The sequence below is a fragment of the Kluyvera chengduensis genome (assembly GCF_044197065.1).
GTDB lineage: Bacteria > Pseudomonadota > Gammaproteobacteria > Enterobacterales > Enterobacteriaceae > Kluyvera > Kluyvera ascorbata_C.
Genome location: NZ_JBIQOI010000013.1, coordinates 1 through 15,024 on the forward strand (window position 1 = coordinate 1; position 15,024 = coordinate 15,024).

Consider the following 15,024-nt stretch of genomic DNA (forward strand, 5'->3'; position numbering starts at 1 on the left):
AAGAAATTCGGTGGAGCGGTAGTTCAGTCGGTTAGAATACCTGCCTGTCACGCAGGGGGTCGCGGGTTCGAGTCCCGTCCGTTCCGCCACTTATTTAAAATTAAGCCTGCTACATTAGCAGGCTTAATGATAAGAAAAATTAAGAAGTCTTTAGGGGCGTAGCTCAGTTGGTAGAGCACCGGTCTCCAAAACCGGGTGTCGCGAGTTCGAGTCTCTCCGCCCCTGCCATATATAATCCTTTGCTTAGGCAAAGGATTTTTTTTGCCCAAAATTTACCTTTCTAAATGCCCGTCGCTGTTCACTTCGGGCCACTCATTTTCCTTAGTTATCAAAAAACGTTGTTTTTCAATATGTCGCGAATTTGCGCCTGTTTGTCGCTATTTTGCAGCCAGATTGCGTATAAAGGTCGTGAAATTGATGATCCATCAGCAACCGGATATACGCCGCTTTGTTCCTGCGCCCACGCCGTTGGTAACCAGGTACACCCCTTTAACGGCAGCAGCTGTCGATAGGCCAGACTCGCCGAACTGGTGGTTAATAACGGAATATCATCGCTGGCGATAAGCCCGGTTTCATGCTGCTGAAAATCCGCGCCCCACTCGAGACGGAGATAGTTGAGATCGGCTTTGATGGTGGCTGGTGACGCGCAAAACAGCTCCAGAGTAAAATGTCCCAGCAGCTGGCTGCTGAATTCATCCATCTTTGGTGTTTCTGTGGTGATCAGCAGATCGAGCTGGCGCTCATGCAACTGCTTCACCAGAGACTGCCGTTGCGCAATTCGTGCTTCAAACTGCAGGGCATCTTCCGCCTGGTAGAGCCTTCCTAGCCACTCATTGAGCATACACTCCCACAGTGAAGCGCTGGCGCCAATCGAAAATTCGTTGTGCCGTGAGGTGCTGGCAACTTCCTTACGTGCTGCCTGCCAGGTACTCATCAATGTCTCTGCGTAGGGGAGCAGCTTTTCTCCCGCAGCCGTCAGCCGTATGTTATTGCGGTGACGGGTAAATAAATTAACGCCAAGCTGATTTTCTAACTGACGAATACGAAAGCTCACCGCAGATTGTGTCAGATAGAGCGCTTCTGCGGCTCGCCCAAAGTGGCGAGTTCTGCTCACTTCGAGGAAAGTTTTCAGCAATTCGGTATCCACAGCTTTCTCCGCAAAATTTTTTGTCGTAATGATTTAAATCTTTTGTTTTACACTCTGTCAAGCGTATCTAATACTCCGCGCCATAAATAGCTCGGCCAAAGAATTAGGAGCGTGTAGGATGGCGGAAAGCTTTACGACGACTAATCGTTTTTTCGATAATAAAAATTATCCGCGCGGGTTCTCTCGTCATGGTGACTTCACCATCAAAGAGGCGCAGCTGCTGGAGCGTTATGGCTTTGCCTTTAACGAACTCGATCTTGGCAAGCGTGAGCCTGCAACCGATGAGGAACACCAGTTCGTCGCGGTATGCCGTGGTGAGCGTGAACCGGCTTCAGAAGCTGAACGCGTATGGCACAAGTATGTGACTCGCATTAAGCGTCCTAAGCGTTTCCATACGCTGTCCGGTGGTAAACCGCAGATGGAAGGCGCTGACGACTACACTGAAAGCGACGATTAAGAAAAAGGGGCTCCGGCCCCTTTTTTATTGCAATAAGGTTTGCAGATGGCTGAGCATGCGGTCAATCCCACGGTAGCTTAACGCCTCCTGCAAATGTCGACGCTCAATGGCGTCAACGCCCTCCATATCGGCCAACGTGCGCGCAACCTTGAGTAGCCGCTGCCAGGCGCGTATTGAAAGCCCCAACTGCGTGAGCGTCTGCTCCAGCCACCGTGAGTCTTCATCACAGAGAGCGCAATGCAGCCTTGCTTCACCGCTACCGAGATGGGCATTTAGTTTCCCCTGCCGGGTAAACTGACGCTGATGGGCGGCAATCACGCGACGTTGTACCTCCCCGCTACTCTCTTCGAGACGAACGGGTTGGCTCAGCAATCCTGGTGGCGGCATGGGTATCTCGAGCGATAAATCGAAACGATCGAGAAAAGGCCCTGACAGACGATTGAGATAGCGCAGCGTCTGCTCTGGCGTGCAGCGGTTGTGCTTTCCCTCATAATGCCCGGTCGGGCTGGGATTCATGGCAGCAATAAGCTGGAAGCGAGCAGGGTAGGTGATTTTGGCGCGCGTTCGTGAAATATGGATCTTGCCCGACTCGATGGGCTCTCTTAGTGCATCCAGCACCCGACGTTCAAACTCCGGCAGTTCATCCAGAAATAGAATACCGTTATGGGCCAGCGAGACCTCGCCAGGCGCAGGTATTGACCCTCCGCCTACCATCGCGGTTAACGAAGCGCTATGGTGCGGTGCGCGAAAAGGCCGACAGCGCCACTCGGCCTGCACGCGGTGACTATTTTCCAGACTGATGATAGCAGCACTTTCCAGCGCCTCACGATCGTTGAGCGGCGGCAGTAGCCCTCTGAGCCTGGAGGCGAGCATGGTTTTCCCGGTGCCCGGTGGGCCAATCAGCAGTAAATTATGCCCGCCCGCAGCCGTCACCTCTAACGCGCGTTTCCCCTGCTGCTGCCCGATGACTTCGTTCAGGTCATCAACGGCCTCGGTAATCACAGGTGTCTCCGCGGGTGGAAGGCGCAATTCCTGCTTCCCTTCCAGAAACGCACAAACTTCCAGAAGATGGCTGGCGATAAGACAATCGTTGCCACCTAGCAAGCCAACCAGTGGGGCATCGTCTTCAGCAAGTACTATCTGCCGCCCGGCGCTGATGGCCTCCATGGCGGCAGAGATAGCTCCAGGAATGCCGCGTAATGCGCCTGTAAGCGCTAATTCCCCCACGAACTCATACTGACCCAGTTTCTGGGTGCTAAGCTGCTCAGAAGCTGCCAGGAGCGCAATAGCGATAGGTAAATCATATCGACCGCCTTCTTTCGGCAGATCGGCTGGCGCCAGATTGATGGTGATTTTTTTTGCCGGGAAGGTATAACCGCTGTTGATGATTGCGCTACGAACCCGATCCCGGGACTCTTTGACGGTCGTTTCCGGCAGACCCACCATCACCAGCCCCGGCAGCCCCTGGCTGATATGCACTTCAATGGTAATCAGTGGCGCATTCACGCCGAGCGCTGCGCGCGTATAGACGACGGATAGTGACATAAACCCTCCCTGATGAAGGGCATTATGCATTGGCGCGTTGTCGTATTAATCTGTTACTTGATGAATTTACAGGGCTTATTCCGGTTTTTTCGCTACTTTTCATGTATTTTCATTTTTCACGCACGCACGCCCGCATTTTTTTACGCTATTGATAAGCGATGTCCGTTTTTATGCGCGGTAAACGCCAGATGGTGAAATATTTTCATTTCATATTTTTTCTATATAAAACAAATCTTTTTCTAAAGATCCTTAGCGTGGTAATCAATGGCGTCATAAAAAAAACTTGTGCATTTTGTGATGTCTGTGGTAACTCTGTAGGTATTCCTTCGAACAAGATGCAAGAATAGACAAAAATGACAGCCCTTCTACGAGTGATTAGCCTGGTCGTGATTAGCGTGGTGGTGATTATTATCCCACCGTGCGGGGCTGCACTTGGACGAGGAAAGGCTTAGAAATCAAGCCTTAACGAACTAAGACCCCCGCACCGAAAGGTCCGGGGGTTTTTTTATGACTAAAAAACAATAACGAGGAGCAGAGAATGACGAGTAGCACAAAATTCTGTTTCTTACGATCTAAGGCGGGGAACTAACTATGAATGGCGCACAGTGGGTGGTACATGCGTTGCGAGCGCAGGGAGTCGAAACGGTATTTGGGTATCCAGGTGGTGCCATTATGCCAGTTTACGACGCTCTGTATGACGGCGGCGTAGAGCACCTGCTGTGTCGACACGAGCAGGGCGCGGCGATGGCGGCCATTGGTTATGCCCGCTCTACCGGTAAAACCGGCGTCTGTATCGCCACATCTGGCCCAGGGGCAACGAACCTGATCACCGGCCTGGCGGACGCGCTGCTCGATTCCGTTCCCGTTGTTGCCATCACCGGCCAGGTTGCCGCGCCGTTTATCGGCACCGATGCCTTCCAGGAAGTGGACGTTCTCGGTTTGTCGCTGGCCTGCACCAAACACAGTTTCCTGGTGCAATCTCTGGAAGAGCTCCCTCGCGTGATTGCGGAAGCCTTTGAGGTGGCAAACTCAGGCCGTCCTGGACCTGTTCTGGTTGATATTCCTAAAGATATCCAGGTTGCTCAAGGTGATTTGGACCCTTACTTCTCTACCGTAGAAAGCGACGACACCTTCCCGCACAGCGAAATGGCGCAGGCACAGAAAATGTTGGCTGAAGCGCAGAAACCGATGCTGTACGTCGGCGGCGGTGTGGGGATGGCGCAGGCGGTTCCGGCGCTGCGAGAATTTATGGCGGTCACGAAAATGCCAGCGACCTGCACGCTGAAAGGTCTGGGCGCCGTGCCTGCGGATTATCCGTACTACCTCGGTATGCTGGGCATGCACGGTACCAAAGCGGCCAACCTGGCGGTACAGGAGTGTGACCTGCTGATCGCCGTTGGCGCACGCTTTGATGACCGCGTAACCGGCAAGCTGAACACCTTCGCACCGCACGCCAAAGTTATCCATATGGATATCGACCCGGCTGAAATGAACAAACTGCGCCAGGCGCACGTTGCCCTGCAGGGCGACCTGAATACACTGCTGCCTGCGTTACAGCAGCCGCTGACGATCGATGCCTGGTGTGAACATAACGCGGCGATGCGCGCAGAGCATGAGTGGCGTTACGACCATCCGGGCGAGGCTATCTACGCGCCACTGTTACTGAAACAGCTCTCCGATCGTAAACCGGCAGAAAGCGTGGTGACGACGGATGTTGGCCAACACCAGATGTGGTCCGCTCAGCACATGACCTACACCCGCCCGGAGAACTTCATTACCTCAAGCGGCTTAGGCACCATGGGCTTCGGTCTGCCGGCAGCCGTTGGCGCACAGGTAGCGCGCCCGAACGATACGGTTATCTGTATCTCCGGTGACGGCTCTTTCATGATGAATGTGCAAGAGCTGGGCACCGTAAAACGCAAGCAGTTGCCGCTGAAGATCGTCTTGCTCGACAACCAGCGGTTAGGGATGGTTCGACAATGGCAGCAGCTGTTCTTCCAGGAACGTTATAGCGAAACCACCCTGACCGATAACCCCGATTTCCTCACGCTGGCCAGCGCCTTCGGCATCCCTGGCCAACATATCACCCGTAAAGACCAGGTAGAAGCGGCACTCGACACCATGCTCGCAAGCGAAGGCCCGTACCTGCTTCATGTCTCAATCGACGAACTTGAGAATGTCTGGCCACTGGTGCCGCCTGGCGCCAGCAACTCACAAATGCTGGAGAAATTATCATGATGCAACATCAGGTCAACGTGCAGGCCCGCTTCAACCCGGAAACCTTAGAACGCGTCTTACGTGTGGTTCGTCATCGCGGCTTTCAGATTTGCGCGATGAATATGGAAACGGCGAGCGATGCACAGAACATAAATATCGAATTGACCGTTGCCAGCCCACGGTCGGTCGACTTACTGTTTAGTCAGTTAAATAAACTGGTGGACGTGGCCTCGGTTGCCGTTCAGCAGTGTACAAGCACATCACAACAACAGATTCGCGCCTGAGCGCAATAGGAAGAGAAATGACGACGAAAAAAGCGGATTACATCTGGTTCAACGGTGAGATGGTGCGTTGGGAAGACGCGAAAGTACACGTCATGTCCCACGCGCTGCACTACGGCACCTCCGTGTTTGAAGGTATCCGCTGCTACGACTCTCACAAAGGCCCGGTTGTCTTCCGTCACCGTGAGCACATGCAGCGCCTGCGTGACTCCGCCAAAATCTATCGCTTCCCGGTTTCTCAGAGCGTTGACGAACTGATGGAAGCCTGCCGCGAAGTGCTGCGCAAAAACAATCTGACCAGCGCCTATATCCGTCCGCTGGTCTTCGTGGGTGACGTGGGTATGGGCGTTAATCCGCCGGACGGCTACACCACCGACGTGATCATCGCGGCGTTCCCGTGGGGTGCTTATCTGGGCGCAGAAGCGCTGGATCAGGGGATCGATGCCATGGTTTCTTCCTGGAACCGCGCGGCACCGAACACCATCCCAACGGCGGCAAAAGCGGGCGGTAACTACCTCTCCTCACTGTTGGTTGGCAGCGAAGCGCGCCGCCACGGTTATCAGGAAGGGATTGCGCTGGATGTGAATGGCTATCTGTCTGAAGGGGCGGGCGAAAACCTGTTTGAAGTGAAAGATGGTGTGATCTTTACTCCTCCGTTCACCTCGTCCGCGCTGCCGGGGATCACCCGTGACGCCATCATCAAACTGGCGAAAGACCTCGGTATTGAAGTGCGCGAGCAGGTACTGTCTCGCGAATCCCTGTACCTTGCAGATGAAGTCTTCATGTCCGGTACCGCCGCTGAAATCACGCCAGTACGTAGCGTCGACGGTATCCAGGTAGGTGAAGGCCGCTGTGGCCCGGTCACCAAACGCGTTCAGCAAGCATTCTTTGGCCTCTTTACCGGTGAAACCGAAGATAAATGGGGTTGGTTGGATCAGGTTAATCCATAAGTATAAAAAGATGGGGTGTCACGCAGCACCCCATTTAACAAGATAAAGACTGGGAGTACTAAAGCATGCCTAAATACCGTTCCGCCACCACCACTCACGGCCGCAATATGGCGGGCGCTCGCGCACTGTGGCGCGCCACCGGGATGACCGACGATGATTTCGGTAAACCGATTATTGCTGTCGTAAACTCGTTTACCCAGTTCGTGCCGGGCCACGTGCACCTGCGCGACCTCGGTAAACTGGTTGCCGAGCAGATTGAAGCCTCCGGCGGTGTCGCTAAAGAATTCAATACCATTGCGGTGGATGATGGTATCGCCATGGGCCATGGCGGCATGCTTTACTCTCTGCCGTCGCGTGAACTGATTGCCGACTCCGTCGAGTATATGGTGAACGCCCACTGCGCCGATGCGATGGTCTGTATCTCCAACTGCGACAAAATCACCCCAGGGATGTTGATGGCCTCTTTGCGCCTGAACATTCCGGTTATCTTCGTTTCCGGCGGCCCGATGGAAGCCGGGAAAACTAAGCTCTCTGACAAAATCATCAAGCTCGACCTGGTCGATGCAATGATTCAGGGCGCAGACCCGAAAGTCTCTGACTCGCAGAGCGAGCAGGTTGAACGTTCCGCCTGCCCAACCTGCGGCTCTTGTTCCGGTATGTTCACCGCCAACTCGATGAACTGCCTGACCGAAGCGCTGGGTCTGTCTCAGCCGGGCAATGGCTCGCTGCTGGCTACCCATGCTGACCGCAAAGCACTGTTCCTTACCGCAGGCCAGCGCATCGTTGAGCTGACCAAGCGCTATTACGAGCAGGATGATGCATCCGCGCTGCCGCGCAACATCGCGTGCAAAGAGGCGTTCGAGAACGCCATGACGCTGGATATCGCCATGGGCGGTTCCACCAACACCGTTCTGCACCTGCTGGCGGCTGCGCAGGAAGCCGAAATCGACTTCACCATGAGCGATATCGACAAGCTGTCCCGCAAGGTTCCGCAGCTGTGTAAAGTGGCGCCAAGTACCCAGAAATATCATATGGAAGATGTACACCGCGCCGGCGGCGTGCTGGGGATCCTCGGCGAGCTGGACCGCGCAGGCCTGCTGAATCGCGACGTGAAAAACGTTCTCGGTCTTTCCCTGCCGCAGACGCTGGAGCAGTACGACATCACCGTCACCCAGGACGACGCGGTCAAGAAAATGTTCCGCGCGGGCCCGGCGGGCATCCGTACCACTCAGGCGTTCTCGCAGGATTGTCGCTGGGACACGCTGGATGACGACCGCGCCGAAGGCTGTATTCGTTCTCTGGAACACGCCTACAGCAAAGACGGCGGCCTGGCCGTGCTGTACGGTAACTTTGCGGAAAACGGCTGTATCGTAAAAACCGCTGGCGTCGATGACAGCATCCTCAAATTCACCGGCCCGGCGAAAGTGTACGAAAGCCAGGACGATGCGGTAGAAGCGATTCTCGGCGGCAAAGTGGTTGCAGGCGACGTGGTGGTGATTCGCTACGAAGGGCCGAAAGGCGGCCCGGGCATGCAGGAAATGCTCTACCCAACCACCTTCCTGAAATCAATGGGTCTCGGCAAAGCCTGCGCCCTGATTACCGACGGTCGTTTCTCTGGCGGTACATCCGGCCTCTCTATCGGCCACGTTTCTCCGGAAGCGGCAAGCGGCGGCAATATCGCGATCATCGAAGATGGTGACATGATTGCTATCGACATCCCGAACCGTGGCATTCAGCTGCAGTTGAGCGATGCAGAAATTGCTGCGCGTCGTGAAGCGCAGGAAGCCCGCGGCGAACAGGCGTGGACCCCGAAAAACCGTGAACGTCAGGTCTCCTTTGCCCTTCGCGCCTATGCCAGCCTGGCAACCAGCGCCGACAAAGGCGCCGTGCGCGATAAATCGAAACTGGGTGGCTAATCATGGCAGATTCACAACCCCTATCCGGCTCCCCTGAGGGGGCCGAGTATCTCAGAGCGGTGCTTCGCGCACCGGTCTACGAAGCGGTGCAGGTGACGCCGCTGCAGAAAATGGAAAAGATCTCTTCGCGCCTCGATAACGTGATTCTGGTGAAGCGTGAAGACCGCCAGCCGGTGCACAGCTTCAAGCTGCGCGGGGCTTACGCGATGATGGCGGGCTTGACGCCCGAGCAGAAATCGCACGGCGTGATCACCGCATCCGCGGGCAACCATGCGCAGGGCGTGGCGTTCTCCTCCGCTCGCCTTGGCCTGAAATCGCTTATCGTCATGCCGGTCGCGACTGCCGACATCAAAGTGGATGCAGTACGTGGTTTTGGCGGCGAAGTGCTGCTGCACGGCGCGAACTTTGATGAAGCCAAAGCTAAAGCGATTGAACTGGCGCAGCAGCAGGGTTTTACCTGGGTTCCGCCGTTCGATCACCCGATGGTGATTGCCGGGCAGGGCACGCTGGCGCTCGAATTACTGCAACAAGACGCTCACCTTGACCGCGTGTTTGTGCCGGTTGGCGGCGGTGGTCTGGCAGCGGGCGTTGCGGTGCTGATTAAACAGCTGATGCCGCAAATCAAAGTGATTGCGGTAGAAGCCGAAGATTCTGCCTGCCTGAAAGCGGCGCTGGATGCCGGCCATCCGGTCGACCTGCCGCGCGTAGGTCTCTTTGCTGAAGGCGTGGCGGTGAAGCGCATCGGTGATGAAACCTTCCGCCTGTGCCAGGAATATCTCGACGATATCGTCACCGTGGATAGCGATGCTATCTGCGCGGCGATGAAAGACTTGTTCGAAGATGTACGTGCGGTGGCGGAGCCTTCCGGGGCGCTGGCGCTGGCGGGCATGAAAAAATACATCGCCCAGCACAACATTCGCGGTGAACGTCTGGCGCACGTGCTCTCCGGCGCGAACGTTAACTTCCACGGCCTGCGCTACGTCTCCGAACGCTGCGAGCTGGGGGAACAGCGTGAAGCGCTACTGGCGGTGACGATTCCAGAAGAGAAGGGCAGCTTCCTGAAGTTCTGCCAACTGCTGGGTGGGCGATCGGTCACCGAGTTCAACTACCGTTTTGCCGACGCGAAAGATGCCTGCATTTTTGTTGGCGTTCGCTTGAGCCGGGGTCTGGAAGAGCGCAAAGAGATTTTGCAGTTGCTCAACGAGGGCGGCTACAGCGTGGTCGATCTCTCCGACGATGAAATGGCGAAGCTGCACGTGCGCTATATGGTCGGCGGCCGTCCGTCTAAACCGTTACAGGAACGTCTGTACAGCTTCGAATTCCCGGAATCCCCGGGCGCGTTGCTGAAATTCCTGCATACCTTAGGCACGCACTGGAATATCTCTCTGTTCCACTACCGCAGCCACGGTACCGACTATGGTCGCGTACTGGCGGCGTTTGAACTGGGCGAACATGAGCCTGATTTTGAAACGCGGCTCAATGAGCTGGGCTACGATTGTCACGACGAAACCAATAACCCGGCGTTCCGCTTCTTCCTGGCGGGCTAACCGCAGCCATTAAAAAAGGGTGCATGTTTTCACATGTACCCTTTTTTTATCGCGTTATCCGCGAATTACAGCGTGATCACATCGAATTCAACTTCGGTGTTCACGTCAGCGTCGTAATCCACACCGTCGAGGCCGAAACCGAACAGGTTCAGGAATTCCTGCTTGTAGCCTGCATAGTCGGTTTCTTGCGCCAGGTTTTCAGTGGTGATCAGCGGCCACAGGTCGCGACATGCCTGCTGAATATCTTCACGCAGTTCCCAGTCGTCCATGCGGATACGCTGGTTGTCATCAAGCGCCACTTTATCGCCGTACAGGCTGGTGGTCATCAGACGATTGATCTGCTCGATACAACCTTCGTGAATTCCCTGCGCTTTCATCAGCTTGAAGACCATGGAGATGTACAGCGGCATCACTGGAATAGCGGAGGATGCCTGAGTGATGACGGACTTCAGTACCGCAACGTTCGCGGAGCCGTTCAGCGGAGCCAGCTGGTTACGCAGTTCACCCGCCGCGCGATCGAGGTCTTCTTTCGCTTTGCCCAGCGCGCCGTGCCAGTAGATTGGCCAGGTCAGGTCGGTACCGATGTAGGAGTAGGCTACGGTTTTCACGCCTTCAGCCAGCACGCCAGCTTCGCTCAGCGCGCCCATCCACAGTTCCCAGTCTTCGCCGCCCATTACGGTAACGGTGTTCTGAACTTCTTCTTCGGTTGCCGGCTCAATGCTGGCGGTCATGATCTGATCTTTGTTGGTATCAATCGCTTTAGAGGTGTAAACCTCGCCGATTGGCTTCAGCGCAGAACGAACGATTTCACCGGTTTTTGGCATTTTACGCACTGGAGAAGCCAGTGAGTAAACCACCAGGTCGATCTGACCCAGATCTTCTTTGATCAGCTTGATAACTTCATCGCGGCATTCGTCAGAGAACGCGTCGCCGTTGATACTTTTAGAGTACAGGCCTTCACGCTTTGCGGCTTCATCGAAAGCGGCAGAGTTATACCAGCCCGCGGAACCTGGTTTGGTGTCCGTGCCTGGTTTTTCGAAAAATACGCCGATAGTGGCGGCACCGCTGCCAAACGCTGCGGAAATTCTGGATGCAAGGCCATAACCGGTGGAAGCACCGATGACCAGCACGCGGGAAGGGCCGTTCTCGATTTTCCCGTTTTGCTTAACGTACTCGATCTGTTTTTCCACGTTGACTTTACAGCCAGTCGGATGGGTCGTTGTACAGATGAATCCACGAATTTTTGGTTTGATTATCATAATGATGGCTAATTAAGTTTGTATTTTCGCTGTCAAGTGCGCAATGACACCGTCTGTTCTGGCTTGCTTAACGCGATGGTTAACAAGCCCCCCACTACAATGGATCGCGACATTATACAGAAAAGCAGCGCCAATACTGAATCTACCACTGATTTTAGGCCTGGCGCTGAGGTTACTCGGCGATTTTGCGCTCCAGAACAATCTTCCAGAAGGCATCGACCAACGGTTCGTGCAGCCGTTTTTTCTGTACGCAGACGCCTAGCTCGAACGGGGTTTTCTCATCGCTGCGCTCTAAAATCATCACGCGGTTACGCACCGGCTCCGGGCTGTTTTCCAGCACGATTTCGGGGATCAGCGCCACGCCGCAGCCCAGCGCCACCATCGACACCATCGCCTCGTGGCCGCCAACGGTGGCATAAATCGACGGGTTGCTGATTTTATGGCGGCGGAACCACAGCTCGATGCGGCGGCGCACCGGCCCCTGGTCGGCCATGATAAACGGCACCGTTGACCAGTCTGGCTCATCGACGGAAACCTGATTGCGCACCGGGCAGGGTAGCGCCGGGGCGATGAGCACCACCGCCAGATTCTCCAGCATCGAGAAGGCCACCGCGCCGGGCAGCGTTTCGGGCTTACCGGCGATGGCGAGATCGGCCTCGTTGGTGGCGACCTTCTCCATCGCATCGGCGGCATCACCGGTAGTGAGCTTGATTTCAACCGACGGATGCTCGGCGCGGAAGCGGTCAAGAATCGGCGGCAGGTGGCTATAGGCGGCGGTGACCGAGCAGAAGATATGCAGCTCGCCGGAAAGGGACGGCCCCTGCTGATCAAGGGTGTGGCGTAGTTGCTGATACTGCAACAGCGTCTGCTGGGCAAACACGCGCAGCTCCTCACCTGCTTCAGTGAGCGTCACCGTGCGGTTATCGCGGACAAATAGCGGCTGGCCGAGGTCCTCTTCGAGGCGCTGAATCTGCCGGGAAAGCGTGGACGGGCTGACGTGCATCGCCCGCGCGCTGCGGCCAAAATGGCGGCTTTCCGCCAGATGCAGAAAGGTTTTCAGATCGCGTAAATCCACAGACGAGTCTCCGGTTTTCGACGTTGCATAAATTGCAATGTGACGTTGTGAATATATCAATTTCCGCAATAAATTTCCTGTTGTAATGTGGGTTCATTCTCGCTGAGACGCGAACCGAACAATAAGACACACAACATCACGGAGTACACCATCATGGCTAACTACTTTAATACACTGAATCTGCGTCAGCAGCTGGCTCAGCTGGGCAAATGTCGCTTCATGGGCCGCGAAGAATTCGCCGACGGCGCAAGCTACCTTCAGGGTAAAAAAGTGGTCATCGTCGGCTGTGGCGCTCAGGGTCTGAACCAGGGCCTGAACATGCGTGACTCCGGTCTGGATATCTCCTACGCCCTGCGTAAAGAAGCGATTGCTGAGAAACGTGCTTCCTGGCGTAAAGCGACCGAAAACGGCTTCAAAGTGGGTACCTACGAAGAGCTGATCCCGCAGGCTGACCTGGTGGTTAACCTGACGCCAGACAAACAGCACTCCGACGTGGTGCGTTCCGTACAGCCGCTGATGAAAGACGGCGCGGCGCTGGGTTACTCCCACGGCTTCAACATCGTTGAAGTGGGCGAGCAGATCCGTAAAGACATCACCGTTGTGATGGTGGCACCGAAGTGCCCGGGTACCGAAGTACGTGAAGAGTACAAACGTGGTTTCGGTGTTCCAACCCTGATCGCCGTTCACCCGGAAAACGATCCAAAAGGCGAAGGTATGGCCATCGCTAAAGCCTGGGCAGCAGCAACGGGCGGTCACCGTGCTGGCGTACTGGAATCCTCCTTCGTAGCAGAAGTAAAATCTGACCTGATGGGCGAGCAGACAATCCTGTGCGGTATGCTGCAGGCTGGTTCTCTGCTGTGCTTCGACAAGCTGGTGGCTGAAGGCACCGACGCCGCTTACGCAGAAAAACTGATTCAGTTCGGCTGGGAAACCATCACCGAAGCGCTGAAGCAGGGCGGCATCACTCTGATGATGGATCGTCTGTCTAACCCGGCGAAACTGCGCGCTTATGCGCTGTCCGAACAGCTGAAAGCGATCATGGCGACGCTGTTCCAGAAACACATGGACGACATCATCTCCGGTGAATTCTCTTCCGGCATGATGGCTGACTGGGCTAACGACGATAAGAAACTGCTGACCTGGCGTGAAGAGACCGGTAAAACCGCGTTCGAAACCGCACCGCAGTTTGAAGGTAAAATCGGCGAGCAGGAATACTTCGATAAAGGCGTTCTGATGATTGCGATGGTGAAAGCGGGCGTTGAGCTGGCGTTCGAAACCATGGTGGATTCCGGCATCATCGAAGAGTCTGCTTACTACGAATCACTGCACGAACTGCCGCTGATCGCGAACACCATCGCCCGTAAGCGTCTGTACGAAATGAACGTGGTTATCTCCGATACCGCTGAATACGGTAACTACCTGTTCTCTTACGCTTGCGTACCGCTGCTGAAAGAGTTCATGACCACCCTGCAGACCGGCGACCTGGGCAAAGCGATTGCTGAAGGCGCGGTAGACAACGCCCAGCTGCGCGACGTGAACGAAGCGGTTCGCGGCCACGCTATCGAGCAGGTTGGTAAGAAACTGCGTGGCTACATGACCGATATGAAGCGTATCGCAGTAGCAGGCTAATAAAACCTCGTTATCATCCGGCCCGGTCAGCGCCTCGCTACCGGGCCGTTTTTTTATCTGCGTTTGACCGGATCGCTGGCTCCACTCTCTCATCATATAAATTCATCTTGTTATCATGTAGATAGCTTTTATTTGTACAGATGATCATTTCTGGGATTGCTCGCGCCCATCTTATGTAATATTGTAAGTTACATGAAAACAAACAACTCATTCTCAGCGACGTTGCACATCCTGCTTCACCTGGAGCAGATGGACAAACCTCTGACGTCCGAACAGATGGCCGCCTTTATCGACGGCAATCCGGCGTTCATCCGCAAGCTGCTTGCCGGGCTCAGGGAAAACAACATTGTTTGTGCCACCAAAGGGCACCACGGCGGCTGGCGACTGTGTCGGCCGGTCGGTGAAATCACGCTTTACGATATCTACATGGCGCTCGGCGAGCCGGCGCTGTTTGCGTTGGGCAACCGCAGCGAAAACCCACAGTGCCTGGTCGAGCAGGGGGTAAACCGGGTGATGTCAGAGACGCTCGCCGATGCGCAGACGCTGATCCTCGATCGCTTTAAGCGCCTGACGCTACAGGATATCGGCAGCGAATTTATTAGCTACTTCAACGACAAAGGCCACGACCATGATTGAAAATTTAACCACCTGCCTGATGATTGCGATGGCGGCGAGCAGTATTTCGATGACGGTGACGCAGACGGAGCTGTTTGCTGCATTTCGCGAATGGACGGCGAAAAAGAACGCGCTGATGGGGCACTTGTTCCACTGCTTCTACTGCTTAAGCCACTGGGTGGTATTTGGCGGGATGGCGGTCTATCGTCCGGCGCTGTTGAACAGCGGCTTTGCGCTGATAGATTGGGTGATGACGGCGTTTATCGTGATTACCATTACGACGCTGATTAACGGATTGATGTTTAAGGTGTTCCAGGCGGCGGTTAGCACCCACGTGATGAAGCATAACGCCCAGCAGACGCTGCAATCGCAGAAATAAAAAACCC

General features: G+C 55.2%; 14 protein-coding genes and 2 tRNA genes. 12 read left to right on the top strand and 4 right to left on the bottom strand.

Annotated features, from left to right (window positions below; genetic code table 11):
• Positions 1–12 precede the first annotated feature (12 nt).
• Together ACH1XZ_RS21465 and ACH1XZ_RS21470 are read left to right on the top strand one after the other, a co-directional pair.
• Positions 13–89: transfer RNA gene (locus ACH1XZ_RS21465), tRNA-Asp, on the top strand.
• A 63-nt stretch (positions 90–152) separates the two neighbouring features.
• Positions 153–228 (top strand) — tRNA-Trp (locus ACH1XZ_RS21470).
• A gap of 100 nt (positions 229–328) precedes the next feature.
• On the opposite strand, the gene hdfR is transcribed toward ACH1XZ_RS21470, so the two are convergent.
• Positions 329–1,147 (bottom strand): HTH-type transcriptional regulator HdfR, encoded by an 819-nt coding sequence (gene hdfR / locus ACH1XZ_RS21475; protein WP_395597098.1) that lies wholly within the window; start codon positions 1,145–1,147, stop codon positions 329–331.
• A 118-nt stretch (positions 1,148–1,265) separates the two neighbouring features.
• Here hdfR and ACH1XZ_RS21480 point away from each other — a divergent pair, with 118 nt between their 5' ends.
• Positions 1,266–1,604 carry a MaoP family protein gene (locus ACH1XZ_RS21480; protein WP_035896409.1) on the top strand — a complete coding sequence of 113 codons (339 nt, stop codon included), beginning with the start codon at positions 1,266–1,268 and terminating at the stop codon, positions 1,602–1,604.
• A gap of 24 nt (positions 1,605–1,628) precedes the next feature.
• On the opposite strand, the gene ACH1XZ_RS21485 is transcribed toward ACH1XZ_RS21480, so the two are convergent.
• Positions 1,629–3,149 carry a YifB family Mg chelatase-like AAA ATPase gene (locus tag ACH1XZ_RS21485; protein ID WP_395597099.1) on the bottom strand — a complete coding sequence of 507 codons (1,521 nt, stop codon included), beginning with the start codon at positions 3,147–3,149 and terminating at the stop codon, positions 1,629–1,631.
• 353 nt (positions 3,150–3,502) lie between these two features.
• Between ACH1XZ_RS21485 and ilvL the strand changes: the two genes are divergently transcribed.
• From ilvL to ilvA, 6 genes are all read left to right on the top strand, one after another.
• On the top strand, positions 3,503–3,601 hold the full coding sequence (gene ilvL, locus ACH1XZ_RS21490; protein ID WP_001311244.1) for an ilv operon leader peptide: 99 nt from the start codon (positions 3,503–3,505) through the stop codon (positions 3,599–3,601).
• Positions 3,602–3,740: 139 nt separating this feature from the next.
• On the top strand, positions 3,741–5,387 hold the full coding sequence (gene ilvG, locus ACH1XZ_RS21495) for an acetolactate synthase 2 catalytic subunit (protein WP_395597100.1): 1,647 nt from the start codon (positions 3,741–3,743) through the stop codon (positions 5,385–5,387).
• Positions 5,384–5,650 carry an acetolactate synthase 2 small subunit gene (ilvM, locus tag ACH1XZ_RS21500; protein ID WP_035896406.1) on the top strand — a complete coding sequence of 89 codons (267 nt, stop codon included), beginning with the start codon at positions 5,384–5,386 and terminating at the stop codon, positions 5,648–5,650. The genes ilvG and ilvM overlap by 4 nt, the downstream gene beginning before the upstream one ends.
• 17 nt (positions 5,651–5,667) lie before the next feature.
• On the top strand, positions 5,668–6,597 hold the full coding sequence (ilvE, locus tag ACH1XZ_RS21505; RefSeq protein WP_035896405.1) for a branched-chain-amino-acid transaminase: 930 nt from the start codon (positions 5,668–5,670) through the stop codon (positions 6,595–6,597).
• Positions 6,598–6,662: 65 nt separating this feature from the next.
• Positions 6,663–8,513 (top strand): dihydroxy-acid dehydratase, encoded by a 1,851-nt coding sequence (gene ilvD / locus ACH1XZ_RS21510; protein WP_395597101.1) that lies wholly within the window; start codon positions 6,663–6,665, stop codon positions 8,511–8,513.
• A 2-nt stretch (positions 8,514–8,515) separates the two neighbouring features.
• Positions 8,516–10,060, top strand: a complete 1,545-nt coding sequence (ilvA, locus tag ACH1XZ_RS21515) for a threonine ammonia-lyase, biosynthetic (RefSeq protein WP_395597102.1) — start codon at positions 8,516–8,518, stop codon at positions 10,058–10,060.
• A 65-nt stretch (positions 10,061–10,125) separates the two neighbouring features.
• Here ilvA and fabV read toward each other — a convergent pair whose 3' ends face one another.
• On the bottom strand, positions 10,126–11,319 hold the full coding sequence (fabV, locus tag ACH1XZ_RS21520) for an enoyl-ACP reductase FabV (protein WP_395597103.1): 1,194 nt from the start codon (positions 11,317–11,319) through the stop codon (positions 10,126–10,128).
• A gap of 172 nt (positions 11,320–11,491) precedes the next feature.
• Positions 11,492–12,463, bottom strand: coding sequence for an HTH-type transcriptional activator IlvY (ilvY, locus tag ACH1XZ_RS21525; RefSeq protein WP_395597104.1), 972 nt, complete (start codon positions 12,461–12,463; stop codon positions 11,492–11,494).
• 84 nt (positions 12,464–12,547) lie between these two features.
• Between ilvY and ilvC the strand changes: the two genes are divergently transcribed.
• The 3 genes from ilvC (at position 12,548) to ACH1XZ_RS21540 (ending at position 15,017) form a co-directional block, all read left to right on the top strand.
• Positions 12,548–14,023, top strand: coding sequence for a ketol-acid reductoisomerase (gene ilvC, locus ACH1XZ_RS21530; RefSeq protein WP_395597105.1), 1,476 nt, complete (start codon positions 12,548–12,550; stop codon positions 14,021–14,023).
• Positions 14,024–14,215: 192 nt separating this feature from the next.
• The gene (locus ACH1XZ_RS21535; protein ID WP_395597106.1) at positions 14,216–14,659 is read left to right on the top strand and encodes an Rrf2 family transcriptional regulator; all 444 of its coding nucleotides are present in this window, start codon (positions 14,216–14,218) and stop codon (positions 14,657–14,659) included.
• On the top strand, positions 14,652–15,017 hold the full coding sequence (locus ACH1XZ_RS21540) for a DUF1360 domain-containing protein (protein WP_395597107.1): 366 nt from the start codon (positions 14,652–14,654) through the stop codon (positions 15,015–15,017). The genes ACH1XZ_RS21535 and ACH1XZ_RS21540 overlap by 8 nt, the downstream gene beginning before the upstream one ends.
• Positions 15,018–15,024: the final 7 nt, after the last annotated feature.

Bases quoted from the DNA above. Each gene is read 5' to 3' on its own strand.
- ACH1XZ_RS21480 (WP_035896409.1), top strand. From the start codon at position 1,266: ATGGCGGAAAGCTTTACGACGACTAATCGTTTTTTCGATAATAAAAAT.
- ACH1XZ_RS21485 (WP_395597099.1), bottom strand. From the start codon at position 3,149: ATGTCACTATCCGTCGTCTATACGCGCGCAGCGCTCGGCGTGAATGCG.
- ilvL (WP_001311244.1), top strand. From the start codon at position 3,503: ATGACAGCCCTTCTACGAGTGATTAGCCTGGTCGTGATTAGCGTGGTG.
- ilvG (WP_395597100.1), top strand. From the start codon at position 3,741: ATGAATGGCGCACAGTGGGTGGTACATGCGTTGCGAGCGCAGGGAGTC.
- ilvM (WP_035896406.1), top strand. From the start codon at position 5,384: ATGATGCAACATCAGGTCAACGTGCAGGCCCGCTTCAACCCGGAAACC.
- ilvE (WP_035896405.1), top strand. From the start codon at position 5,668: ATGACGACGAAAAAAGCGGATTACATCTGGTTCAACGGTGAGATGGTG.
- ilvD (WP_395597101.1), top strand. From the start codon at position 6,663: ATGCCTAAATACCGTTCCGCCACCACCACTCACGGCCGCAATATGGCG.
- ilvA (WP_395597102.1), top strand. From the start codon at position 8,516: ATGGCAGATTCACAACCCCTATCCGGCTCCCCTGAGGGGGCCGAGTAT.
- fabV (WP_395597103.1), bottom strand. From the start codon at position 11,319: ATGATAATCAAACCAAAAATTCGTGGATTCATCTGTACAACGACCCAT.
- ilvC (WP_395597105.1), top strand. From the start codon at position 12,548: ATGGCTAACTACTTTAATACACTGAATCTGCGTCAGCAGCTGGCTCAG.
- ACH1XZ_RS21535 (WP_395597106.1), top strand. From the start codon at position 14,216: ATGAAAACAAACAACTCATTCTCAGCGACGTTGCACATCCTGCTTCAC.
- ACH1XZ_RS21540 (WP_395597107.1), top strand. From the start codon at position 14,652: ATGATTGAAAATTTAACCACCTGCCTGATGATTGCGATGGCGGCGAGC.